The sequence below is a fragment of the Escherichia sp. S10b genome (assembly GCF_028421345.1).
GTDB lineage: Bacteria > Pseudomonadota > Gammaproteobacteria > Enterobacterales > Enterobacteriaceae > ECMA0423.
The window spans coordinates 101,010-127,419 of the sequence record NZ_JAHZSO010000164.1; the positions used below are offsets into that span (position 1 = coordinate 101,010).

The following is a 26,410-nucleotide window of genomic DNA, read 5'->3' on the forward strand; positions in this document are numbered from 1 at the left end:
GCATGAGTAAACAACGCATTTTTATTGCTGGCCATCGCGGGATGGTCGGTTCCGCCATCAGGCGGCAGCTCGAACAGCGCGGTGATGTAGAGCTGGTATTACGCACCCGCGATGAACTGAACCTGCTGGACAGCCGCGCCGTGCATGATTTCTTTGCCAGCGAACGTATTGACCAGGTCTATCTGGCGGCGGCGAAAGTGGGCGGCATTGTTGCCAACAACACGTATCCGGCGGATTTCATCTATCAGAACATGATGATTGAGAGCAACATCATTCACGCCGCGCATCAGAACGACGTGAACAAACTGCTGTTTCTCGGATCGTCCTGTATCTACCCGAAACTGGCAAAACAGCCGATGGCAGAAAGCGAGTTATTGCAGGGTACGCTGGAGCCGACTAACGAGCCTTATGCTATTGCCAAAATCGCCGGGATCAAACTGTGCGAATCTTACAACCGCCAGTATGGACGCGATTACCGCTCGGTCATGCCGACCAACCTGTATGGCCCGCATGACAACTTCCACCCGAGTAATTCGCATGTGATCCCTGCATTGCTGCGTCGCTTCCACGAGGCGACGGCACAGAATGCACCGGACGTGGTGGTGTGGGGCAGCGGTACACCGATGCGCGAATTTCTGCACGTCGATGATATGGCGGCGGCGAGCATTCATGTGATGGAGCTGGCGCACGAAGTCTGGCTGGAGAACACCCAACCGATGCTGTCGCACATTAACGTCGGCACGGGCGTTGACTGCACTATCCGCGAGCTGGCGCAAACCATCGCCAAAGTGGTGGGTTACAAAGGTCGGGTGGTTTTTGATGCCAGTAAACCGGATGGTACGCCGCGCAAACTGCTGGATGTGACGCGCCTGCATCAGCTTGGCTGGTATCACGAAATCTCACTGGAAGCGGGGCTTGCCAGCACTTACCAGTGGTTCCTTGAGAATCAAGACCGCTTTCGGGGGTAATGATGTTTTTACGTCAGGAAGACTTTGCCACGGTAGTGCGCTCCACTCCGCTTGTCTCTCTCGACTTTATTGTCGAGAACAGTCGCGGCGAGTTTCTGCTTGGCAAAAGAACCAACCGCCCGGCGCAGGGTTACTGGTTTGTGCCGGGAGGGCGCGTGCAGAAAGACGAAACGCTGGAAGCCGCATTTGAGCGGCTGACGATGGCGGAACTGGGGCTGCGTCTGCCGATAACAGCAGGCCAGTTTTACGGTGTCTGGCAGCACTTTTATGACGATAACTTCTCTGGCACGGATTTCACCACTCACTATGTGGTGCTCGGTTTTCGCTTCAGAGTAGCGGAAGAAGAACTGTTACTGCCGGATGAGCAGCATGACGATTACCGCTGGCTGACGCCGGACGCGTTGCTCGCCAGTGACAATGTTCACGCTAACAGCCGCGCCTATTTTCTCGCTGAGAAGCGTGCCGGAGTACCCGGATTATGAAAATACTGGTCTACGGCATTAACTACTCGCCGGAGTTAACCGGCATCGGCAAGTACACCGGCGAGATGGTGGAATGGCTGGCGGCACAAGGTCATGAGGTGCGGGTTATTACCGCACCGCCTTACTACCCGCAATGGCAGGTGGGCGAGAACTATTCCGCCTGGCGGTACAAACGAGAAGAGGGGGCCGCCACGGTGTGGCGCTGCCCGCTGTACGTGCCAAAACAGCCGAGCACCCTGAAACGCCTGTTACATCTCGGCAGTTTTGCCGTCAGCAGTTTTTTCCCGTTGATGGCGCAACGTCGCTGGAAGCCGGATCGCATTATTGGCGTAGTGCCAACGCTGTTTTGCACGCCGGGAATGCGCCTGCTGGCGAAACTCTCTGGTGCGCGTACCGTGCTGCATATTCAGGATTACGAAGTGGACGCCATGCTGGGGCTGGGCCTTGCCGGAAAAGGCAAAGGCGGCAAAGTGGCACAGTTGGCGACGGCGTTCGAACGTAGCGGACTGCATAACGTCGATAACGTCTCCACGATTTCGCGTTCGATGATGAATAAAGCCATCGAAAAAGGCGTGGCGGCAGAAAACGTCATCTTCTTCCCCAACTGGTCAGAAATTGCCCGTTTTCAGCATGTCGCAGACGCCGATGTTGATGCCCTTCGTAACCAGCTTGGCCTGCCGGATAACAAAAAAATCATTCTTTACTCCGGCAATATTGGTGAAAAGCAGGGGCTGGAAAACGTTATTGAAGCTGCCGATCGCCTGCGTGATGAACCGCTGATTTTTGCCATTGTCGGGCAGGGCGGCGGCAAAGCTCGGCTGGAAAAAATGGCGCAACAGCGTGGTCTGCACATCATGCAATTTTTTCCGCTGCAATCGTATGACGCTTTACCCGCACTGCTGAAGATGGGCGATTGCCATCTGGTAGTGCAAAAACGCGGCGCGGCAGATGCCGTATTACCGTCGAAACTGACCAATATTCTGGCGGTAGGCGGTAACGCGGTGATTACTGCTGAAGCCCACACAGAACTGGGACAGCTTTGCGAAACCTTTCCGGGCATTGCGGTTTGCGTAGAACCGGAATCGGTCGAGGCGCTGGTGGCGGGGATCCGTCAGGCGCTCCTGCTGCCCAAACACAACACGGTGGCACGTGAATATGCCGAACGCACGCTCGATAAAGAGAACGTGTTACGTCAATTTATAAATGATATTCGGGGATAATTATGGCGCAGTCGAAACTCTATCCAGTTGTGATGGCAGGTGGCTCCGGTAGCCGCTTATGGCCGCTTTCCCGCGTACTTTACCCCAAGCAGTTTTTATGCCTGAAAGGCGATCTCACCATGCTGCAAACCACCATCTGCCGCCTGAACGGCGTGGAGTGCGAAAGCCCGGTGGTGATTTGCAATGAGCAGCACCGCTTTATTGTCGCGGAACAGCTGTGTCAACTGAACAAACTCACCGAGAACATTATTCTCGAACCGGCAGGGCGTAACACTGCACCTGCCATTGCGCTGGCGGCGCTGGCGGCAAAACGTCATAGCCCGGAGAGCGACCCGTTAATGCTGGTCTTGGCGGCGGATCATGTGATTGCCGATGAAGACGCGTTCCGTGCCGCCGTGCGTAATGCCATGCCATATGCCGAAGCGGGCAAGCTGGTGACCTTCGGCATTGTGCCGGATCTACCTGAAACCGGATATGGCTATATTCGTCGCGGTGAAGTGTCTGCGGGTGAGCAGGATACGGTGGCCTTTGAAGTGGCGCAGTTTGTCGAAAAACCGAATCTGGAAACCGCCCAGGCCTATGTAGCAAGCGGCGAATATTACTGGAACAGCGGCATGTTCCTGTTCCGCGCCGGATGCTATCTCGAAGAACTGAAAAAATATCGCCCGGATATTCTCGACGCCTGTGAAAAAGCGATGAGCGCCGTCGATCCGGATCTCGATTTTATTCGTGTGGATGAAGAAGCGTTTCTGGCCTGCCCGGAAGAGTCGGTGGATTACGCGGTCATGGAACGAACGGCAGATGCCGTTGTGGTGCCGATGGATGCAGGCTGGAGCGATGTCGGCTCCTGGTCCTCTTTATGGGAGATCAGCGCCCACACCGCCGAGGGCAACGTTTGCCACGGTGATGTGATTAATCACAAAACCGAAAACAGCTATGTGTATGCCGAATCTGGCCTGGTCACCACCGTCGGGGTGAAAGATTTGGTGGTAGTGCAGACCAAAGATGCGGTGCTGATTGCCGACCGTAACGCGGTTCAGGATGTGAAAAAAGTGGTCGAGCAGATCAAAGCCGATGGTCGCCATGAGCATCGGGTGCATCGCGAAGTGTATCGCCCGTGGGGCAAATATGACTCTATCGACGCGGGCGATCGCTACCAGGTGAAACGCATCACCGTGAAACCGGGCGAAGGTTTGTCGGTACAGATGCATCATCACCGCGCGGAACACTGGGTAGTGGTCGCAGGAACGGCAAAAGTCACCATCGACGGTGATATCAAGCTGCTTGGTGAAAACGAGTCCATTTATATTCCGCTGGGGGCGACGCATTGCCTGGAAAACCCGGGGAAAATTCCGCTCGATTTAATTGAAGTACGCTCCGGCTCTTATCTCGAAGAGGATGATGTGGTGCGCTTCGCGGATCGCTACGGACGGGTGTAGCAGTTGCATAATCAACCGGATTAATTCTTCGGTAAATAACGACAAAAACAAAATTGGCCGTTTCGGTCAGGGCCAACTATTGCCTGAAAAAGGGTAACGACATGAAAAAATTAACCTGCTTTAAAGCCTATGATATTCGCGGGAAATTAGGCGAAGAACTGAATGAAGATATTGCCTGGCGCATTGGTCGCGCCTATGGCGAATTTCTCAAACCGAAAACCATTGTGTTAGGCGGTGATGTCCGCCTCACCAGCGAAACCTTAAAACTGGCGCTGGCGAAAGGTTTACAGGATGCGGGCGTCGATGTGCTGGATATTGGCATGTCCGGCACCGAAGAGATCTATTTCGCCACGTTCCATCTCGGCGTGGATGGCGGCATCGAAGTTACCGCCAGCCATAACCCGATGGATTACAACGGCATGAAGCTGGTGCGCGAAGGGGCTCGCCCGATCAGCGGTGATACCGGACTGCGCGACGTCCAGCGTCTGGCAGAAGCCAACGACTTTCCTCCCGTTGATGAAACCAAACGCGGTCGCTATCAGCAAATCAACCTGCGTGATGCATACGTTGATCACCTGTTCGGTTATATCAATGTCAAAAACCTTACGCCGCTCAAGCTGGTGATCAACTCCGGGAACGGCGCAGCGGGTCCGGTGGTGGACGCCATCGAAGCCCGTTTTAAAGCCCTCGGCGCACCGGTGGAGTTAATCAAAGTGCATAACACGCCGGACGGCAATTTCCCCAACGGTATTCCTAACCCGTTGCTGCCGGAATGCCGCGACGACACCCGTAATGCGGTCATCAAACACGGCGCGGATATGGGCATTGCCTTTGATGGCGATTTTGACCGCTGTTTCCTGTTTGACGAAAAAGTGAGGGCTACTACATTGTCGGCCTGCTGGCAGAAGCATTCCTCGAAAAAAATCCCGGCGCGAAGATCATCCACGATCCACGTCTCTCCTGGAACACCGTTGATGTGGTGACTGCCGCAGGCGGCACCCCGGTAATGTCGAAAACCGGACACGCCTTTATTAAAGAACGTATGCGCAAGGAAGACGCTATCTACGGTGGCGAAATGAGCGCCCACCATTACTTCCGTGATTTCGCTTACTGCGACAGCGGCATGATCCCGTGGCTGCTGGTCGCCGAACTGGTGTGCCTGAAAGGAAAAACGCTGGGCGAACTGGTGCGCGACCGGATGGCGGCGTTTCCGGCAAGCGGTGAGATCAACAGCAAACTGGCGCAACCCGTTGAGGCGATTAACCGCGTGGAACAGCATTTTAGCCGTGAGGCGCTGGCGGTGGATCGCACCGATGGCATCAGCATGACCTTTGCCGACTGGCGCTTTAACCTGCGCTCCTCCAACACCGAACCGGTGGTGCGGTTGAATGTGGAATCGCGCGGTGATGTGCCGCTGATGGAAGCGCGAACGCGAACTCTGCTGACGTTGCTGAACGAGTAATGTCGGATCTTCCCTTACCCCACTGCGGGTAAGGGGCTAATAACAGGAACAACGATGACAAATCTAAAAAAGCGCGAGCGAGCGAAAACCAATGCATCGTTAATCTCTATGGTGCAACGCTTTTCAGATATCACCATCATGTTTGCCGGGCTATGGCTGGTTTGCGAAGTGAGCGGACTGTCATTCCTCTACATGCACCTGTTGGTGGCGCTGATTACGCTGGTGGTGTTCCAGATGCTGGGCGGCATCACCGATTTTTATCGCTCATGGCGCGGTGTTCGGGCAGCGACAGAATTTGCCCTGCTGCTACAAAACTGGACCTTAAGCGTGATTTTCAGCGCCGGACTGGTGGCGTTCAACAATGATTTCGACACGCAACTGAAAATCTGGCTGGCGTGGTATGGGCTGACCAGTATCGGACTGGTGGTTTGCCGTTCATGTATTCGCATTGGGGCGGGCTGGCTGCGTAATCATGGCTATAACAAGCGCATGGTCGCCGTAGCGGGGGATTTAGCCGCCGGACAAATGCTGATGGAGAGCTTCCGTAATCAGCCGTGGTTAGGGTTTGAAGTGGTGGGCGTATACCACGACCCAAAACCGGGCGGCGTTTCTAACGACAGGGCGGGCAATCTGCAACAACTGGTCGAGGATGCGAAAGCGGGCAAGATTCATAACGTCTATATCGCGATGCAGATGTGCGACGGCGCGCGAGTGAAAAAACTGGTCCATCAACTGGCGGACACCACCTGTTCGGTGCTGCTGATCCCCGATGTCTTTACCTTCAACATTCTCCATTCACGCCTCGAAGAGATGAATGGCGTACCGGTGGTGCCGCTGTATGACACGCCGCTTTCCGGGGTTAACCGCCTGCTCAAACGTGCGGAAGACATTGTGCTGGCGACGCTTATCCTGCTGCTGATCTCCCCGGTGCTGTGCTGCATTGCGCTGGCGGTGAAACTGAGCTCACCGGGGCCGGTTATTTTCCGCCAGACTCGCTACGGCATGGATGGCAAACCGATCAAAGTGTGGAAGTTCCGATCCATGAAAGTGATGGAGAACGACAAAGTGGTGACTCAGGCGACGCAGAACGATCCGCGCGTCACCAAAGTGGGGAACTTTCTGCGCCGCACCTCGCTGGACGAATTGCCGCAGTTTATCAATGTGCTGACTGGCGGGATGTCGATTGTCGGTCCACGTCCGCACGCGGTGGCGCATAACGAACAGTATCGACAGCTCATTGAAGGCTACATGCTGCGCCATAAGGTGAAACCGGGCATTACCGGCTGGGCGCAGATTAATGGCTGGCGTGGCGAAACCGACACGCTGGAGAAAATGGAAAAACGCGTCGAGTTCGACCTTGAGTACATCCGCGAATGGAGCGTCTGGTTCGATATCAAAATCGTTTTCCTGACGGTATTCAAGGGCTTCGTTAACAAAGCGGCATATTGATATGAGCTTACGTGAAAAAACCATCAGCGGCGCGAAGTGGTCGGCGATTGCCACGGTGATCATCATCGGCCTCGGGCTGGTGCAGATGACCGTGCTGGCGCGGATTATCGACAACCACCAGTTCGGCCTGCTTACCGTGTCGCTGGTGATTATCGCGCTGGCAGATACGCTTTCTGACTTCGGTATCGCTAACTCGATTATTCAGCGAAAAGAAATCAGTCACCTGGAACTTACCACGTTGTACTGGCTGAACGTCGGGCTGGGGCTTGTGGTGTGCGTGGCGGTGTTTTTGTTGAGTGATCTCATTGGTGACGTGCTGAACAACCCAGACCTGGCACCGTTGATTAAAATATTGTCGCTGGCGTTTGTGGTGATCCCCCACGGACAGCAGTTCCGCGCGTTGATGCAAAAAGAGCTGGAGTTCAACAAAATCGGCATGATCGAAACCAGCGCGGTGCTGGCGGGCTTCACTTTTACGGTGGTTAGCGCCCATTTCTGGCCACTGGCGATGACCGCGATCCTCGGTTATCTGGTCAATAGTGCGGTAAGAACGCTGCTGTTTGGCTACTTTGGTCGCAAAATTTATCGCCCCGGTCTGCATTTCTCGCTGGCGTCGGTGGCACCGAACTTACGCTTTGGTGCCTGGCTGACGGCGGACAGCATCATCAACTATCTCAATACCAACCTTTCAACGCTGGTGCTGGCGCGTATTCTCGGCGCGGGCGTGGCAGGGGGATACAACCTGGCGTACAACGTGGCCGTTGTGCCGCCGATGAAGCTGAACCCAATCATCACCCGCGTGTTGTTTCCGGCATTTGCCAAAATTCAGGACGACACCGAAAAGCTGCGCGTTAACTTCTACAAGCTGCTGTCGGTAGTGGGGATTATCAACTTTCCGGCGCTGCTGGGGCTGATGGTGGTGTCGAATAACTGTGTACCGCTGGTCTTTGGTGAGAAGTGGAACAGCATTATTCCGGTGCTGCAATTGCTGTGTGTGGTGGGGCTGCTGCGCTCAGTGGGGAACCCGATTGGTTCGCTGCTGATGGCGAAAGCGCGGGTCGATATCAGCTTTAAATTCAACGTATTCAAAACCTTTATGTTTATTCCGGCGATTGTTATTGGTGGGCAGATGGCGGGCGCAATCGGCGTCACGCTTGGTTTCCTGCTGGTGCAGATGATCAACACCATTCTGAGCTATTTCGTGATGATTAAACCGGTGCTCGGTTCCAGTTATCGTCAGTACATCCTGAGTTTGTGGCTGCCGTTTTATCTCTCGCTGCCGACACTGGTGGTCAGTTATGCGCTGGGCCTATTGCTGAAAGGGCAACTGGCGCTGGGGATGCTGCTGGCGGTGCAAATAGCCGCGGGCGTGCTGGCGTTTGTGGTGATGATTGTGCTGTCGCGCCATCCGCTGGTGGTGGAAGTGAAGCGTCAGTTTTGTCGCAGCGAAAAAATGAAAATGCTTTTACGGGCGGGGTGAATGGCTATCCCCGTAAGGTCGTGCGCATTTTCCCCCTCACCCTAACCCTCTCCCCAGGGGGCGAGGGGACTGATCGAGCACAGCTTTGAATATGTCACCGGTTTAACTCTTAATCATCAACCATAGCACCGACGCAATTTAGAACTCCTTTTGAGGTCATAATGAAATTACTTATTCTGGGCAACCACACTTGCGGCAATCGTGGCGACAGCGCCATCCTGCGCGGCTTACTTGATGCCATCAACATCCTCAATCCACACGCCGAAGTGGACGTGATGAGCCGCTATCCGGTCAGTTCTTCCTGGCTGCTCAACCGCCCGGTAATGGGCGATCCGCTGTTCCTGCAAATGAAAAAACACAACAGCGCGGCGGGCGTTGTCGGGCGCGTTAAAAAAGTCCTCCGTCGCCGCTATCAGCATCAGGTATTGCTCTCACGCGTCACCGACACTGGCAAGCTGCGTAATATCGCCATCGCCCAGGGATTCACTGACTTCGTGCGCCTGCTGTCAGGTTACGACGCCATTATTCAGGTCGGCGGATCGTTTTTTGTCGATCTCTACGGCGTGCCGCAGTTTGAACACGCGCTTTGCACTTTCATGGCGAAAAAGCCGCTATTTATGATTGGTCACAGCGTTGGTCCATTCCAGGATGAGCAATTTAACCAACTGGCGAACTACGTTTTTGGTCACTGCGACGCGCTGATCCTGCGCGAATCGGTCAGCCTTGATTTGATGAAACGCAGCAATATCACCACCGCAAAAGTCGAACATGGCGTCGATACTGCGTGGCTGGTCGATCACCACACAGAAGACTTCACCGCCAGCTATGCCGTTCAACACTGGCTGGACGTTGCCGCACAACAGAAAACGGTAGCAATTACCCTGCGCGAACTGGCACCGTTCGACAAACGTCTCGGCACCACTCAGCAAGCGTATGAAAAAGCCTTTGCCGGGGTGGTCAATCGCATTCTCGACGAAGGGTATCAGGTGATTGCGCTCTCCACCTGTACGGGTATCGACAGCTATAACAAAGACGACCGCATGGTGGCGCTCAATCTTCGCCAGCACATCAGCGATCCTGCCCGTTACCACGTGGTGATGGATGAACTCAACGATCTGGAAATGGGCAAAATTCTGGGGGCCTGTGAACTCACCGTCGGTACGCGCCTGCACTCTGCCATTATCTCGATGAACTTTGCCACTCCGGCGATTGCCATCAACTATGAACATAAATCCGCCGGGATTATGCAACAACTGGGGCTACCAGAGATGGCAATTGATATCCGTCATTTATTAGACGGCAGCCTGCAAGCGATGGTTGCGGATACCTTAGGCCAGCTTCCGGCACTGAACACGCGACTTAACGAAGCCGTCAGTCGCGAACGTCAGACGGGAATGCAGATGGTGAAATCTGTGCTTGAACGCATCGGGGAGGCGAAATGAAGGTCGGCTTCTTTTTACTGAAATTTCCACTGTCGTCGGAAACCTTCGTCCTCAATCAAATTACCGCGTTTATTGATATGGGCTTTGAGGTGGAGATTGTCGCGCTGCAAAAAGGCGACACACAAAACACCCACGCGGCATGGACAAAATATAACCTTGCCGCCAGAACCCGCTGGTTACAGGACGAGCCACAAGGCAAAGTGGCGAAACTGCGCCACCGCGCCAGCCAGACGTTGCGCGGTATTCATCGTAAAAATACCTGGCAGGCGCTTAACCTCAAACGCTATGGTGCTGAGTCGCGGAACCTGATTTTGTCTGCCATTTGCGGCCAGGTCGCAACACCGTTTCATGCCGATGTGTTTATCGCTCATTTTGGCCCTGCTGGGGTAACCGCGGCAAAACTACGCGAACTGGGTGTCATTCGCGGCAAAATTGCCACTATCTTCCACGGTATTGATATCTCCAGTCGGGAAGTGCTCAACCACTACACTCCCGAATATCAACAACTGTTTCGCCGTGGCGACCTGATGTTACCAATAAGCAATCTGTGGGCCGGAAGGCTGCAAAAAATGGGCTGCCCGAGGGAAAAAATCGCCGTATCGCGCATGGGCGTGGACATGACGCGTTTTAGCCCGCGTCCGGTGAAAGCGCCCGCAACGCCGCTGGAAATCATCTCCGTCGCACGCTTAACCGAGAAAAAAGGCCTGCATGTGGCGATTGAAGCCTGCCGCCAGTTGAAAGAGCAGGGCGTGGCATTTCGCTATCGCATCCTCGGCATTGGCCCGTGGGAACGACGCCTGCGCACCCTCATCGAACAATATCAACTGGAAGATGTGATAGAGATGCCGGGCTTTAAACCGAGCCATGAAGTGAAAGCGATGCTCGATGACGCGGATGTCTTCCTGTTGCCATCGGTTACAGGTGCGGATGGCGATATGGAAGGTATTCCGGTGGCGCTAATGGAAGCGATGGCGGTTGGCATTCCGGTTGTTTCTACTCTGCACAGCGGAATACCGGAACTGGTGGAGGCCGATAAATCCGGTTGGCTGGTGCCTGAGAACGATGCCTGTGCACTGGCGCAACGACTGGCGGCGTTTAGCCAACTGGACACCGACGAACTTACTACGGTTGTCAAACGTGCGCGCGAAAAAGTCGAACACGATTTTAACCAGCAGGTGATCAATCGAGAACTCGCCAGCTTGCTGCAGGCTTTATAGAGGAGAACGTATGCCATTTAAAAAACTCTCCCGACGCACCTTCCTGACGGCAAGCTCGGCGCTTGCCTTCCTCCATACCCCTTTCGCTCGCGCGCTTCCCGCCCGACAAATCGTTAACATTAACGACTACAACCCACACGACTGGATCGCCTCATTTAAACAAGCCTTCAGCGAAGGGCAAACGGTCGTCGTGCCTGCCGGATTCGTTTGTGAAAATATCAACACCGGCATCTTCATTCCTCCTGGCAAAACGTTGCACATCCTTGGAAGCCTGCGCGGCAACGGCAGAGGGCGTTTTGTCTTACAAGACGGCAGCCAGGTGACAGGGGAGAAGGGCGGCCGTATGCATAACATCACCCTGGATGTGCGCGGTTCTGACTGCATCATCAAAGGGCTGGCGATGAGCGGTTTTGGCCCGGTAACGCAGATTTATATCGGCGGCAAAAATAAACGGGTCATGCGCAACCTGACCATCGATAATCTCACCGTTAACCACGCTAATTACGCTATTTTGCGCCAGGGATTTCATAACCAGATAATCGGTGCCAACATCACCAATTGTAAGTTCAGTGACTTACAAGGCGACGCCATTGAATGGAACGTGGCAATTAACGACAGTGATATTTTGATATCTGACCATGTCATCGAGCGCATCAACTGTACTAACGGCAAAATCAACTGGGGCATTGGCATAGGTCTTGCGGGAAGTACCTACGATAACAACTACCCGGAAGACCAGGCAGTGAAAAACTTTGTCGTTGCGAATATCACGGGATCAGATTGTCGGCAACTGATCCATGTTGAAAATGGTAAACATTTTGTTATCCGTAATATCAAAGCTCGTAATATCACGCCGGATTTCAGTAAGAAAGCAGGTATTGATAACGCCACAGTTGCTATTTATGGTTGTGACAACTTTGTGATTGATAATATTGAAATGATTAATAGTGCCGGGATGTTAATCGGCTATGGGGTAATTAAAGGCAAATATCTCTCGATACCGCAGAATTTCCGAGTGAATGATATTCAACTGGATAATACTCATCTTGCTTATAAATTGCGCGGCATCCAAATCTCCGCCGGGAATGCTGTCTCCTTTGTGGCGCTGACTAACATTGAGATGAAGCGTGCGTCGCTGGAGTTACACAACAAACCGCAACATCTTTTTATGCGAAATATCAATGTGATGCAGGAATCCTCAGTTGGACCCGCATTGAGCATGAACTTTGACATGCGCAAAGACGTTCGCGGCGTGTTTATGGCGAAAAAAGAAACACTGCTGTCTCTTGCAAATGTTCATGCGGTGAATGAAAAAGGACAAATCTCCGTCGATATCGACAGGATTAATCACCATATTGTTAATGTGGAGAAGATTAACTTTAGATTGCCAGAACGGAGGGAGTAGATTTGCGACCATTCATAAACTTACTGGATATAATGTTCTAAAAGATTATAATCCTCACACTAACTGTTAAAGCTGGGGCTGGGCAGCATTGACTACTCAGGGAAGGTACTCATCTTTATCTTGTGTTTCTTACGTAACAACCAGACTAAAGTGATTTATGAACGATAACGTTTTGCTCATAGGAGCTTCCGGATTCGTAGGAACCCGACTACTTGAAACGGCAATTGCTGACTTTAATATCAAGAACCTGGACAAACAGCAGAGCCACTTTTATCCAGAAATCACACAGATTGGCGATGTTCGTGATCAACAGGCACTCGACCAGGCGTTAGCCGGTTTTGACACTGTTGTACTACTGGCAGCGGAACACCGCGATGACGTCAGCCCTACTTCTCTCTATTATGATGTCAACGTTCAGGGTACCCGCAATGTGCTGGCGGCCATGGAAAAAAATGGCGTTAAAAATATCATCTTTACCAGTTCCGTTGCTGTTTATGGTTTGAACAAACACAACCCTGACGAAAACCATCCACACGACCCTTTCAACCACTACGGCAAAAGTAAGTGGCAGGCAGAGGAAGTGCTGCGTGAATGGTATAACAAAGCACCAACAGAACGTTCATTAACCATCATCCGTCCTACCGTTATCTTCGGTGAACGCAACCGCGGTAACGTCTATAACTTGCTGAAACAGATCGCTGGCGGCAAGTTTATGATGGTGGGCGCAGGGACTAACTATAAGTCCATGGCTTATGTTGGAAACATTGTTGAGTTTATCAAGTACAAACTGAAGAATGTTGCCGCAGGTTATGAGGTTTATAACTATGTTGATAAGCCAGACCTGAACATGAACCAGTTGGTTGCTGAAGTTGAACAAAGCCTGAACAAAAAGATCCCTTCTGTGCACTTGCCTTACCCACTAGGAATGCTGGGTGGATATTGCTTTGATATCCTGAGCAAAATTACGGGCAAAAAATACGCTGTCAGCTCTGTGCGCGTGAAAAAATTCTGCGCAACAACACAGTTTGACGCAACGAAAGTGCATTCTTCAGGTTTTGTGGCACCGTATACGCTGTCGCAAGGTCTGGATCGAACTCTGCAGTATGAATTCGTTCATGCCAAAAAAGACGACATAACGTTTGTTTCTGAGTAATGCAGACGAGTCAGAGAAAAAAGGACCAGGTTGGACTACTATTATTCGGAAAGAGGTACTGATTAAATTATCAGTATGCGGAATTCCGAGTAATCCGAGTAACCCAGATGCTGATGGTGTGTAGTGTTATCGTAAGGTTTAATCAAAGTTATGCGGAACTAAGCTTTGGTATATAGCCATAACGTTTGGCTAACCTATGGCAATAATTTACGCACTATCAGCCACTTAGAGGTAGGAAAAGAATGACGAATTTAAAAGCAGTTATACCGGTAGCAGGTCTTGGGATGCATATGTTGCCTGCCACTAAGGCGATTCCCAAAGAGATGCTACCGATCGTCGACAAGCCAATGATTCAGTACATTGTTGACGAGATTGTGGCTGCAGGGATCAAAGAAATCCTCCTGGTAACTCACGCGTCCAAGAACGCGGTCGAAAACCACTTCGACACCTCTTATGAATTAGAATCTCTCCTTGAACAGCGCGTGAAGCGTCAACTGCTGGCGGAAGTACAATCTATCTGTCCGCCGGGCGTGACCATTATGAACGTGCGTCAGGGTGAACCTTTAGGTTTGGGCCACTCCATTTTGTGTGCACGCCCCGTCATTGGCGACAACCCATTTGTCGTGGTGCTGCCGGACGTTGTGATCGACGACGCCAGCGCCGACCCGTTGCGTTACAACCTTGCTGCCATGATTGCGCGCTTCAATGAAACGGGCCGTAGCCAGGTGCTGGCAAAACGTATGCCGGGTGACCTCTCTGAATACTCCGTCATCCAGACCAAAGAACCGCTGGATCGTGAAGGTAAAGTCAGCCGCATTGTTGAATTTATCGAAAAACCGGATCAGCCGCAGACGCTGGACTCAGACATCATGGCCGTTGGTCGCTATGTGCTTTCTGCCGATATTTGGCCGGAACTTGAACGCACTCAACCTGGTGCATGGGGGCGTATTCAGCTGACTGATGCTATTGCTGAGCTGGCAAAAAAACAATCCGTTGATGCAATGCTGATGACTGGCGACAGTTACGACTGCGGTAAAAAAATGGGCTATATGCAGGCGTTTGTGAAGTATGGACTACGCAACTTGAAAGAAGGGGCGAAGTTCCGCAAAGGTATTGAGAAGCTGTTAATCGAATAATGAAAATCTGACCGAATGTAACGGGTGATAAGAAAATTATAACGGCGGTGAAGATTGGTGGGGCTAATTGTACTCATTGCCTCATTCTTTCTTTATACCGTTCTAAATATGAGTAACAATAACTTTTCAATAGGCATTTATTGTGGGAGGCTGAGATTTTCTCCATCTCTGAAGCGATTTGGTAAAACGTTCAGAGTTAAGCTTTTCGAACTAACCATAACGGTTAATGCTAGTTACAATTAGGACATGCATGCAGTACGCTGGTAGCTGTTGAGCCAGGGGCGGTAGCGTGAATTAAATGTTTATCCCATATTACTTAACAAATTGTAAACTATCGTGCAAAATAAGACTTGTTAAGTACGTAGGCTCGTTATGTTAAAAAACATCATCTATTTATTAAGCGTTCAAGGTGGCAATTATATATTTCCATTGGTCACACTGCCTTATCTTGTCAGGATCCTTGAACCTACAGGATACGGGATATATGGGTATAGTTTTGCTGTGGTCCAATATTTTATATTATTTATTGATTACGGATTTAACTACTCAGCGCCCAAAATCATATCAATATCAAGGGAAAATACTGATTCCATAAGTAAAGTTTTTTGGAATGTAACGTTTATCAAAATAATTGCAGCATCTCTTGGTTTGTTAATTATTTATTTAATTTCGGAATTGAATATCATTGATTACCAAATTAAATTTATCATTCTTGCATACATATCTGTCGTAGGAAATTTAATATATCCAGTATGGTTTTTTCAAGGGCTGGAAAAAATGTTAGGAATAGCGATAAGTATGTTTTCCGCACGCTTACTTACACTATGTTTAACATTTTTATTGGTTAAAAGTGAAAAGGATCTTGGTATAGCGATAACAATACAATCATCAATAACAGTTATTGCAGGTATAATATCTACATATTTTTTATTTTCTCTTAAAAAAATAATATGGGTACCACCATCCTTATCCAAAATGAAAGAGTTAATTTATGATGGATGGCATTACTTCATTTCCTCTGCAGCAATAAGCCTTTATACTACTAGTTCAACAATAATATTAGGTGCATTATCAGGAACAACTGCAGTGGGATATTTTATCGCTGCAGATAAAATTAGGCTTGCACTACAAGGCGTTATTGGTCCTATAACCCAAGCTGTTTTTCCTAGAGTAACTTATATAATGAAGGATAATCATGACGATGGACTATTATTAGCCAGGAAAGTGTTTCGATGGCAATTTTCACTGATGTTAGTACTTTCTATATTTCTTTACTTTTTTGCAGACGATATAATTTTAATCATGTATGGAAAAACGTATCATGAATCTTTAGAAATACTCAAGGTTTTAGCTTTTACTCCAGCAATAGTTACGGTAAGTAATTATATTGCAATTTTAGTAATGATCCCTATTGGTATGAAAAAAGAGTTTACAAAAATTATTACTACCAGTGGATTAATAGGCCTACTGATAATTACTTATTTGACTAATGAATACTCAGGAGTTGGTACAGCAATAGGAGTTATTTCAACTGAGTTTATAATAATGGCGAGATTTTACTTTTTGATTAAGAAAACAAATAAATTAAATAATTTAAATTTATTGTAGGGCTAACAATGAATAAACCAACTTTAACAATAGTTACCGTTGTGTACAATGGCGAAATGTATATCGAAGATACTATAAAAAGTGTCTTATCACAAAACTGCAATGATGACATTGAATATATTATAATTGATGGTGCATCAACGGATAATACTCTAAATATTGTTAATTCTTACAAAAATGAAATTTCATATATCATTTCTGAAAATGATAATGGTATATATGATGCAATGAATAAAGGTGTGTTAAAAGCATCTGGAAATTATATAGGATTTATAAACGCTGATGATTTTTATAATAAAGATGTATTATGTCAAGTAATAAAAGTAATGAAAGAAAATAAATATGATGTTATTTATGGAAATATGTCTTTGGTAGAGGCTGATAGCTTGGATGTTATTCAGGTCCGGAGGCCGAAAGACTGGAAACTACATATAGATATGAATTTAAGCCATCCGGCCACATTTATTAAAAAAGATATCCACAGAGAAAATTTATTTAATACTAGCTATAAAATTGCTTCTGATTATGATCTTTTGCTAAAATTGAAGAAACAAGGTTATATCTTTCATTATATTGATAAAAATATCTCTTCGATGAGAAATGCCGGCCTTAGCGCTAAAAATGTAAAATTAGCATTGGAGGAAGCGAGACAAATCCGAAAGAAAAGAAACGGGAAATTATATGCGGCGTTAGCAGATATTTACCTATTTATGAGAAAAGTTATAAAAAGATGATTAATAGAAACATAAAAATTAGTGCTTCATTTATTTCAATAATTTATTTGCCTCTTGCTTTATTATTAGCAATGATTGAAATGATTAATGGGGCCAGATGGAGTGTTTATGTATGTTCATTTATGCTAGGGGTACTAGCATTTTTGTTAATACCTTATGAAAATTGGGATTTGACTAGGCATTATGAAACATATTTATATGTTAGTCAAACATCACTAAACAAAGTTTTTGAAAATAGTGACAATAGATATATTACAATAAATACTGTTATTTATTTATTTAAATCTTTAGGAATAAAAAAAGAATTTTTACCTTTTTTTTCAACATTTTTATCATATATTTTTTATTTTAATATATATGTTAATTACATTAAAAAATACAATCCGGAATTATCTCATAGATGTATATATTTATATATTCTAATAAGCGTAATCCCATTTTTTGCTATAGCTAGTTCATTGCGGCAATATCTTGCATTTAGTATTATGCTTTATATGATTGTACAGTATTTCACCAGTGAAAATAATAGGTATAAGTCACAAAAAATTATATTTTCTGCAATTATTTCATGTTGTATTCATCCCAGCGCAATACTATTGCTAGGTGTTTTTTTTGTCAGCAAATTAATAAGACTTAACAAAACAATATTGTATTTAATAATATTAGTTCTAATCCTTAACCATGATGGATTAATATCTTCTTTGCTATTTCAATTGATTAGGCCATTATTGGAAAGCTTAGGTTTTTACTTTCCCGAATATATGGACTCTGTAACCATAGGCATAAGCAATAGCTTGCTGAGCACTAATGAATATATCTTGAATAAGATCATATTACCGTCAGTATTTTTTATTTTTACTTTTATCTATTTAATTTTATTTAATAAAAAAATGACGAGGCAAGAGTCACAAATCAAAAATTTTTGCAGTTTACTTCTTTTGCTGATATGCCTTTTATCGTTATCGCCTGATTTATTTTATCGATTTTCCATTTTCTGGGTGTTATTATATAGTTATATATTTTTCTCCTACGATATTAATAAAATTAGCAAACTATGTAAGCATCTGATCTTCTTAATACTCATTGCCGCATGTTCAATCATAAATTTGGCACAGGCAAATATGGGTAAAGATATTATTTATGTGTCTTGGTGCGATATATTGTATAAGCCCTCATTATTCCTATTCAATAAAGAAGTTAAATCAGCAGAATATATAAGAGTGAGTCAATAAAATGTCCATTGGAGTCTTTAAGCTGTATAAAAATAAAATAGGTGGCACTGAGAAAGCAGTTGAAAATCTAATTGATATATTAACTAAAAACAGCCTACAAGTGAGATGTTTTTCAGCAATAAACGCACAAGAGATACAAGTTAGAGAAGATAATCGGAAAAACTACTTATTCCAAGACAATACTGCATATGAAGAAAGCAAATTAAGGTTTTACATTAAATATTTGTTTTTTTTGAGTGCCAAAAGTAAAGACCTTGAATTAATAATTTCCACGGATATAGCTACATCATCATTATTGTTATTGATTGGTTTTTTTCGGTATAATAAGAATAAAATTATTTGCTGGGAACATTATCCATTTGACAAGAATAGTATTTTTTGGAGAAAAGTATTTAAATTTCTTTTGTCTCTTAATAAAAAAGCTGTAGTAGTTTGTAATTCTCACAAGGAAAAAGATAAGTTTAGTTTTTGTAAAAGGGTTGTAATTATACCAAATTCAATCAAAAAGCAAAAATATAAGCGCATACATCAAGGAAAAGAAACTCTTGATTTGATTTATATTGGTCGGATTGTTAAAGATAAAGGAGTTCAAAGGTTAATTAATGCAGTAATAAATCACCCGTCTACAAAAAAGTATGTTTTACACATTGTAGGAGGTGGTCAAGAGCTGGAGTATCTCAAATCTAAATATAAGAATAACAACCAAATACACTTTCATGGGCCGAGTTTAAACACAGATGTTTTTTTGGCAAAAAGTGATGTTTTTGTATCCGGTTCATACTTTGAATGTTTTCCTGTTACAATACTTGAAGCTATGTCCTACGGATTACCTGTAATTTCAATGGATATATCTGGAGGGACAAGTAGCGTGATTTCTTCATCGGGTGGCGGATTTGTGTGTCAATCTCAAATTGAATTTCAGGAAAAACTAACTTACTTTGAAGATAATGTTAAACGAACCGAACACGGAAATGCAGGATTCCTATTCGTGAATAGACATTATTCAGAAGAAATAGTTAGTGCTCAGTGGATGAGTTTGATCAATCGAGCCAATAGTCAAGAAAATTAAGGTATTGGAGCTATTAAAGTATGAGCATACTTGTGACTGGTGGGGCTGGCTATATTGGCTCACATGCTATATTAACTTTATTGCAAAATGGATATGATGTTATATCGCTAGATAATTATTGCAATTCCTCTCCAAAATCTCTAGAACGAGTAGAGGAAATTTGCTTATCTAAGATAAAAAAATTACGTGGTGATATTAGAGATAGACATATATTAAAAAATATCTTTTCAAAATATAATGTTTCTACTGTAATACATTTTGCGGGTTTAAAATCTGTTAACGAGTCCATTAAAAAACCATTAGAATATTACGACACAAATCTTTTGGGGACTCTAATATTACTTGATGAAATGCAGAAAGCGAATATTTCTAATCTAATTTTTAGTTCGTCTGCTACTGTCTATGGCAATCCTCATTATGTTCCAATATCTGAAAAACACCCTGTCGGTGAGGTGATCAATCCGTACGGTCGTTCAAAGTTTATGGTGGAACATATATTGCGTGATTTTTGTAACGCGAATAGCGACGCAAATATCACAATACTAAGATATTTTAATCCTGTAGGTGCTCATGAGACTGGATTAATTGGAGAAGATCCTTTAGGAACTCCTAATAACCTGTTTCCCTATGTTGCGCAAGTCGCAATTGGAAAATTACCCTATCTAAATGTTTTTGGTAATAAATATATGACAAAAGATGGAACAGGTGTAAGAGATTATATCCATGTAGTCGATTTAGTTGAGGGGCATCTTGCCGCTTTAAAAAATCTCAATAGAAACCGGGGGCTTAAAGTTTTTAATTTAGGCACTGGTCAAGGTTATAGTGTGTTAGATATCATCGACGCTTTTAAACTGGAAACAGGACGCGATATACCTTTCCGTATCGTTTCTGAGCGAAATGGAGATGTGGCTGAATGTTGGTCCGATCCTTCCTTAGCAAACGAGCAGCTAAGTTGGGTTGCTAAAAGGACTCTTAATAATATGGTGGAAGATGCATGGAGATGGCAAACAATGAATCCAAATGGATATAAAGAGTAAATTGAAACAATTATAATCATCCATTTCATTGCTTACTGTATTGTTATCTGTATATATGAAAACAAAAAATGAAAATATTATATGATGGGATTGTGAAAAGTTTACAATCATATGGTGGTATCACTGTATACTTTGAAGAAATTATTAAGAGATTAAAAAATGATGAATACAAATTCATTCAATTTAATGATAAAAATGAAAATCACAATGATGATCTCCATCGGCCATGCCGGTTTTTAGAACGATATAGATGTTTTGAAGCATTAAAAAGTGATTCAGATTACAGTATATTTCATTCTACATATTATCGGGTTCCGAAAGATGGGGAATATGCGGTTGTGACCACGGTCCACGATTTCACATATGAATTGTATATGAAAGGACTTCGGCGCAATGTTCATAGCTTACAAAAAAGATGGGCTGTGAAAAATAGCGATGCAATCATTTGTGTCTCTAATAATACAGCCAAGGATTTAATTAATTTCTTTAAGGTTGATGAAAAAAAGATACATGTTATTCATAATGGTGTATCGGAAGATTATAGACACTTAAATCTAGAAAAAGAAAATTTTGTGCTTTTTGTCGGTGCTCGTTCAGGATATAAAAATTTTGAGCTTGCAGTTAAAGCAGTTTCTAAACTTTTTGATACTAATCTTAAAATAGTCGGCGGAGGTGGTTTAAATAAAGCAGAAATGAAGTTACTATCTGAATATCTTCCAGAAAGATTCCAGTACTTAGGGAAGGTATCAAATGAAAAACTAAATATATTATATAATTCGGCTTATTGCTTAATCTATCCTTCAGAATATGAAGGGTTTGGAATTCCCTTGCTTGAGGCTATGCGAACTGGCTGTCCTGTGATAGCCGTAAATAGATCATCAATACCCGAGGTTGTGGGGGATAGTGCGATTTTAGTCGAAGAAGTATCAATTGAAAGTTTATTCTCAGCTTTATTAAGTGTAGAAGCTAACGCTAATGAATTAAAAAATAAAGGATTAGCGCAATCTAATAAATTTTCATGGGGGAAGTGTTTCTCCGAAACATATAATCTATATAAATCACTATCTAAGTTTTGAGAGGTTATTTATGTGTAAGAAAGCTTTAATTACAGGAATTACCGGGCAAGATGGTTCCTACTTGGCAGAATTTCTGCTTAAAAAAGGCTATGAGGTTCATGGAATAAAACGTCGATCTTCCTTGTTTAATACTGACCGTATTGATCATATATATCAAGACCCACACCATCGTAATTTAAAATTACAACTTCATTATGGTGATTTAACAGATACTTCTAATTTGACTCGGATATTATCTGAAGTTCAACCTGATGAAGTTTATAATCTTGGCGCAATGAGTCACGTAGCTGTTTCCTTCGAATCCCCAGAATATACAGCTGATGTTGATGCTATAGGTACTTTACGATTATTGGAAGCTATTCGTTTTTTGGGATTAGAAAAAAAAACCCGATTTTATCAGGCGTCAACCTCTGAATTGTATGGATTAGTTCAGGAAGTTCCACAAAAAGAGACAACGCCGTTCTATCCTCGTTCACCTTATGCCGTAGCTAAACTGTATGCATATTGGATCACTGTAAACTATCGTGAATCTTATGGAATGTATGCATGTAACGGTATTTTGTTCAATCATGAATCCCCACGTCGTGGGGAAACGTTTGTAACACGTAAAATCACACGTGCTATAGCTAATATTTCGCAGGGAATAGAAAAATGCTTATATCTTGGCAACATGGATTCTTTACGTGATTGGGGGCATGCGAAAGATTATGTTCGTATGCAATGGATGATGCTTCAACAAGACCAGCCAGAAGACTTTGTTATTGCCACCGGCAAACAAATATCTGTACGTGAATTTGTCCGTATGTCTGCTAAAGAAGTTGGACTTGAACTTGAGTTTTCCGGTACTGGTGTTGATGAGATTGCATTTGTTGTAAATAAAACATCAGATTGCGCCGTTGGTGTTAATATTGGTGATGTTATTGTTCGCGTTGACCCTCGTTATTTTCGACCAGCAGAAGTTGAAACTCTTCTTGGTGATCCAACAAAAGCAAAAAATGTCTTGGGTTGGGAGCCAGAGATTACAGTTGAAGAAATGTGTGCAGAAATGGTGGCTAGTGATTTAGAAAAAGCTAAACAGCATGCACTTCTTAAAAGCCATGGTTTTGACGTGGCAGTCTCTTTGGAGCGTTAAAGTATGACCAAGAAGCGAATTTTTGTGGCTGGACATCGTGGGATGGTTGGTTCTGCTATTTGTCGTCAATTATTAGCACGTAATGATGTTGAGTTAATTGTCAAAACTCACAAAGAACTCGATTTGACAGTTCAAAAGGATGTTGAATGTTTTTTTGAGCAAGAGAGAATAGATCAGGTTTACCTTGCAGCAGCAAAAGTAGGAGGAATTCATGCTAATAACACTTTTCCAGCTGAATTTATTTATCAGAACCTTCTTATTGAAAGCAATATTATTCACTCATCTTACAAAGCGGGCATAAAGAAACTATTATTCTTAGGGTCAAGTTGTATCTATCCAAAGTTTGCAGAACAGCCAATGAAAGAATCTGCACTTTTGACGGGAACTCTTGAGCCTACTAATGAGCCTTATGCTATTTCCAAAATAGCAGGTATAAAGCTATGTGAATCTTATAATCGCCAATATGGATGTGATTATCGCAGTGTAATGCCTACTAACTTATATGGTATGAATGATAATTTTCATCCCAATAACTCACATGTAATTCCAGCGCTTATGCGACGTTTTCATGAAGCAAAGGAACTTGGTTTAAATGAAGTGGTTGTCTGGGGAACGGGAACTCCAAAACGCGAGTTTTTATATGTTGATGATATGGCAGCTGCATCAGTATATGTGATGGAGCTTGATGATGAAATTTATAAAAAAAATACTCAACCAATGTTATCTCATATTAACGTAGGTACTGGTGTTGATTGTTCCATACGTGAAATGGCAGAAACAATGGCTTTAGTTGTTGGCTATGATGGAAAAATTGTTTTTGATATAACAAAACCAGATGGTTCGCCTCGTAAACTTATGGATGTTACACGCCTTGAGAATTTGGGTTGGAAATATCGTTATAATTTAAAACAAGGACTAGAATTAACATATAAATGGTTTATAAATAATCTTGACTCATTTAGGAGTTAATATTGAACAAGAGATTAGAAACAGAGTTATTTAAATCAATAGTTGAACATACTCCACTAATCTCGATAGACCTTATTATAAGAAACGAAGATGGTAAGGCGCTGCTTGGTCAGCGCCTTAATCGTCCAGCACAAAATTATTGGTTTGTGCCGGGGGGACGGATTCTTAAAGATGAGTCTTTCGAGAACGCATTCAAAAGAGTTACTTTTGAAGAATTGGGTGTTCAAATTAGCATTAATGAAGCAAAATTTCTTGGGATTTATGAACATTTCTACAGCGACAATTTTTCTGGGACTTGTTTTTCAACTCATTATGTCGTACACGGATATGAGATTAGTTTGATGCCACATCAAATTAACTATCCAACACTACAACATAGTACTTACAATTGGTTCGATATAGCCGAATTGTTAGCTAATTCCTCAGTTCATCAGTACACAAAAAATTATTTTAAGTGAAGGTTATTTATATGCTACTTCCTGTTGTAATGGCCGGTGGTTCTGGAACTAGATTGTGGCCACTTTCTCGAACACTATATCCTAAGCAATTCCTATCGTTAACTAGTCGTTTGACTATGCTACAAGAGACCTTAAGAAGGCTTGAAGGAGTTGAACATCGTCCTGCTCTGGTTATTTGTAATGAAGTTCATCGTTTTATCGTTGCAGAACAGATGCGTAATGTAAATTTAGCGAATAGTGGCATTTTACTAGAGCCGATAGGTCGTAATACAGCCCCCGCAGTTGCGCTTGCTGCTCTTAAAGCAATTTCATCAGGTGAGGATCCAATACTGCTTGTACTAGCAGCCGATCATGAAATACAAGACCAAAAGCGCTTTATATCGTCAATATTGGCTGCAAAAGAATTTGCAGAGGAAGGTAAGCTGGTAACTTTTGGTATTGTGCCAACCAAACCCGAAACTGGATATGGCTACATAAAAACCGGAGAAAATTTAAATGAATATGGTTTTAAAGTTTCTGCTTTTGTTGAAAAGCCTGAGCTAGATGTGGCCAAAAAATATCTTGAAGATGGAGATTATCTTTGGAATAGTGGAATATTCATGTTTAGGGCTTCTGTGTTTATTGATGAGTTGAATAAATTTAGACCAGACATACTAAAAATATGCCAACAAGCATTGAAGTCCTCTACACAAGATCTTGATTTTATCCGTATAGATAATGACTCATTTAGTTGTTGCCCTGAAGAATCCATTGATTACGCTGTTATGGAGAAAACAACAGAGGCTGTGGTAGTTCCATTAAATGCCCACTGGAGCGATGTTGGTTCTTGGTCTGCATTATGGGAAATTAGCAGAAAAGATAAAAGTGGAAATGCAATTAGAGGAGATGTATTAATTCATGATTCTTCTGACAGTTATCTTTACTCACAACATAGATTAATTGGTGTAGTAGGAGTTAAAGATTTAGTAGTTGTTGAAACTAAAGATGCTATTCTCGTTGCGCATAAAGATAAAGTTCAACAGGTAAAAAATATTGTAGAAAAACTTAAAGTTAATAACCGTACGGAATATCTGCAGCATCGTGAAATATTTAGGCCATGGGGCAGTCATGACTCTATAGCGGAAGGATCTCGATTTGAGGTTAAACATGTCGTTATTCATCCTGGACATAAAACTGCTAAACAGATTCATTACCATCGTACTGAGCATTGGATTGTTGTTTCTGGAACAGCAAAAGTCCATTATGAAGATGAAATATTTCTTGTTTCTGAAAATGAATCAACTTATATACCAATAGGTGTACCTCATTTTATTGAGAATCCAGGAAAGATCCCTTTGGAGATTATTGAGGTACGTTCAGGTGTCTACTTGGATGAAGATGATGTTGTTAGAATCTAAAATGATGCTGGATACTAATGCAACATTATTATTCGTAATGCTGTACTGACGTTATTTAATTATGATTATTATTGGATGTTAAAATGAAAGTCAGTATTATTACAGTGACTTATAATAGTGAAAAGACTTTAAGGGATACTTTAGAGTCAATAGAGTTGCAAACCTATAAAGATATAGAGTATATAATTATTGATGGTGGTTCTACAGATAATACGTTAAAACTAATTAACGAAGTATCAACAAGAGTAACCAAATGTCTATCAGAAAGCGATAACGGTATCTATGATGCTTTAAATAAAGGTATAAATTTATCTACGGGAGATATTATTGGATTCGTTCATTCTGATGACCTTTTAGCAAGACCTGATATTATTGAAACTATTGTAAGCCGTTTCCATGAGACAAAAGCGGATGTTGTATACGGTGATTTGGTTTTTTTCGAAAAAAACCAAATTGATATAATCAAACGATACTGGCGTAGTGGTCCTTTTAAACGTTCTAAGCTATCATTAGGCTGGGCACCACCGCATCCATCTTTCTATATGAGGAGGGAATTATATAAAGACGATGGATATTTTGATTTATCCTATAGGATTGCTGCAGACTATGATCAGATGGTCAGGATTTTGAAACGTGATGATATTAAAGTTATTTATGTTCCTCAAGTATTTGTAAAGATGAGATTGGGTGGGGAAAGTACCAGAATTGATAACGCGATATCAAGTACAAAGGAAATTGTAGAAGTTATGAAAAACCATAATGTAAATTGGAAAATTGCTATCATTATCAGAAAAATCTCAAAACTAATGCAATTGTTTGCGCATAAATAATTTTATTATTGGTAA

22 protein-coding genes and 1 pseudogene are annotated in these 26,410 nt (G+C 44.0%); all 23 read left to right on the forward strand.

Annotated features, from left to right (window positions below; genetic code table 11):
• Positions 1–2: 2 nt before the first annotated feature.
• The 23 genes and pseudogenes from fcl (FTE26_RS13860) (at position 3) to FTE26_RS13970 (ending at position 26,395) form a co-directional block, all read left to right on the forward strand.
• Positions 3–968, forward strand: a complete 966-nt coding sequence (gene fcl, locus FTE26_RS13860; protein WP_000043606.1) for a GDP-L-fucose synthase — start codon at positions 3–5, stop codon at positions 966–968.
• A gap of 2 nt (positions 969–970) precedes the next feature.
• Positions 971–1,450, forward strand: a complete 480-nt coding sequence (gene gmm, locus FTE26_RS13865; RefSeq protein WP_000479836.1) for a GDP-mannose mannosyl hydrolase — start codon at positions 971–973, stop codon at positions 1,448–1,450.
• Entirely contained in the window at positions 1,447–2,670 is a 1,224-nt protein-coding gene (wcaI, locus tag FTE26_RS13870; protein WP_000699724.1) for a colanic acid biosynthesis fucosyltransferase WcaI, read from the forward strand. The genes gmm and wcaI overlap by 4 nt, the downstream gene beginning before the upstream one ends.
• Before the next feature lie 2 nt (positions 2,671–2,672).
• Entirely contained in the window at positions 2,673–4,109 is a 1,437-nt protein-coding gene (cpsB, locus tag FTE26_RS13875) for a mannose-1-phosphate guanyltransferase (protein WP_001538019.1), read from the forward strand.
• 101 nt (positions 4,110–4,210) lie between these two features.
• Positions 4,211–5,571: pseudogene (gene cpsG / locus FTE26_RS13880) on the forward strand (colanic acid biosynthesis phosphomannomutase CpsG).
• Between the two features lie 54 nt (positions 5,572–5,625).
• On the forward strand, positions 5,626–7,020 hold the full coding sequence (gene wcaJ / locus FTE26_RS13885) for an undecaprenyl-phosphate glucose phosphotransferase (protein ID WP_077717716.1): 1,395 nt from the start codon (positions 5,626–5,628) through the stop codon (positions 7,018–7,020).
• Position 7,021: 1 nt separating this feature from the next.
• The gene (gene wzxC, locus FTE26_RS13890) at positions 7,022–8,500 is read left to right on the forward strand and encodes a colanic acid undecaprenyl disphosphate flippase WzxC (protein WP_001538018.1); all 1,479 of its coding nucleotides are present in this window, start codon (positions 7,022–7,024) and stop codon (positions 8,498–8,500) included.
• Between the two features lie 161 nt (positions 8,501–8,661).
• A complete protein-coding gene (wcaK, locus tag FTE26_RS13895; RefSeq protein ID WP_001538017.1) occupies positions 8,662–9,942 on the forward strand; it encodes a colanic acid biosynthesis pyruvyl transferase WcaK in 1,281 nt (426 codons plus the stop codon).
• Positions 9,939–11,159, forward strand: coding sequence for a colanic acid biosynthesis glycosyltransferase WcaL (gene wcaL, locus FTE26_RS13900; RefSeq protein WP_000862635.1), 1,221 nt, complete (start codon positions 9,939–9,941; stop codon positions 11,157–11,159). Before wcaK ends, wcaL begins: the two co-directional genes overlap by 4 nt.
• Before the next feature lie 10 nt (positions 11,160–11,169).
• Positions 11,170–12,564: a colanic acid biosynthesis protein WcaM gene (gene wcaM / locus FTE26_RS13905; protein WP_001538013.1), complete on the forward strand. Its 1,395-nt coding sequence runs from the start codon at positions 11,170–11,172 to the stop codon at positions 12,562–12,564.
• Positions 12,565–12,721: 157 nt separating this feature from the next.
• Positions 12,722–13,717, forward strand: a complete 996-nt coding sequence (locus FTE26_RS13910; RefSeq protein ID WP_000999468.1) for an N-acetyl-alpha-D-glucosaminyl-diphospho-ditrans,octacis-undecaprenol 4-epimerase — start codon at positions 12,722–12,724, stop codon at positions 13,715–13,717.
• A 242-nt stretch (positions 13,718–13,959) separates the two neighbouring features.
• Positions 13,960–14,853 (forward strand): UTP--glucose-1-phosphate uridylyltransferase GalF, encoded by an 894-nt coding sequence (galF, locus tag FTE26_RS13915; protein WP_001538012.1) that lies wholly within the window; start codon positions 13,960–13,962, stop codon positions 14,851–14,853.
• 372 nt (positions 14,854–15,225) lie between these two features.
• Complete coding sequence (wzx, locus tag FTE26_RS13920; protein WP_000916634.1) at positions 15,226–16,461, forward strand: O11 family O-antigen flippase; 1,236 nt, start codon at positions 15,226–15,228, stop codon at positions 16,459–16,461.
• A gap of 8 nt (positions 16,462–16,469) precedes the next feature.
• Positions 16,470–17,195: a glycosyltransferase family 2 protein gene (locus FTE26_RS13925; RefSeq protein WP_001322701.1), complete on the forward strand. Its 726-nt coding sequence runs from the start codon at positions 16,470–16,472 to the stop codon at positions 17,193–17,195.
• A complete protein-coding gene (gene wzy, locus FTE26_RS13930; protein WP_000610526.1) occupies positions 17,192–18,427 on the forward strand; it encodes an O11 family O-antigen polymerase in 1,236 nt (411 codons plus the stop codon). The genes FTE26_RS13925 and wzy overlap by 4 nt, the downstream gene beginning before the upstream one ends.
• A 1-nt stretch (position 18,428) precedes the next feature.
• On the forward strand, positions 18,429–19,496 hold the full coding sequence (locus tag FTE26_RS13935) for a glycosyltransferase (protein ID WP_000022058.1): 1,068 nt from the start codon (positions 18,429–18,431) through the stop codon (positions 19,494–19,496).
• Between the two features lie 20 nt (positions 19,497–19,516).
• Complete coding sequence (gene galE, locus FTE26_RS13940; RefSeq protein ID WP_000026025.1) at positions 19,517–20,533, forward strand: UDP-glucose 4-epimerase GalE; 1,017 nt, start codon at positions 19,517–19,519, stop codon at positions 20,531–20,533.
• A gap of 68 nt (positions 20,534–20,601) precedes the next feature.
• Positions 20,602–21,609, forward strand: a complete 1,008-nt coding sequence (locus FTE26_RS13945) for a glycosyltransferase family 4 protein (RefSeq protein WP_000699786.1) — start codon at positions 20,602–20,604, stop codon at positions 21,607–21,609.
• Between the two features lie 10 nt (positions 21,610–21,619).
• Positions 21,620–22,741, forward strand: coding sequence for a GDP-mannose 4,6-dehydratase (gmd, locus tag FTE26_RS13950; protein ID WP_000335121.1), 1,122 nt, complete (start codon positions 21,620–21,622; stop codon positions 22,739–22,741).
• Between the two features lie 3 nt (positions 22,742–22,744).
• Entirely contained in the window at positions 22,745–23,710 is a 966-nt protein-coding gene (fcl, locus tag FTE26_RS13955) for a GDP-L-fucose synthase (RefSeq protein WP_000163129.1), read from the forward strand.
• 2 nt (positions 23,711–23,712) lie between these two features.
• Positions 23,713–24,168 carry a GDP-mannose mannosyl hydrolase gene (locus FTE26_RS13960; RefSeq protein ID WP_001322700.1) on the forward strand — a complete coding sequence of 152 codons (456 nt, stop codon included), beginning with the start codon at positions 23,713–23,715 and terminating at the stop codon, positions 24,166–24,168.
• Positions 24,169–24,179: 11 nt separating this feature from the next.
• Entirely contained in the window at positions 24,180–25,565 is a 1,386-nt protein-coding gene (locus tag FTE26_RS13965; protein WP_001361571.1) for a mannose-1-phosphate guanylyltransferase/mannose-6-phosphate isomerase, read from the forward strand.
• A gap of 83 nt (positions 25,566–25,648) precedes the next feature.
• On the forward strand, positions 25,649–26,395 hold the full coding sequence (locus FTE26_RS13970; RefSeq protein WP_000868617.1) for a glycosyltransferase family 2 protein: 747 nt from the start codon (positions 25,649–25,651) through the stop codon (positions 26,393–26,395).
• Positions 26,396–26,410: the final 15 nt, after the last annotated feature.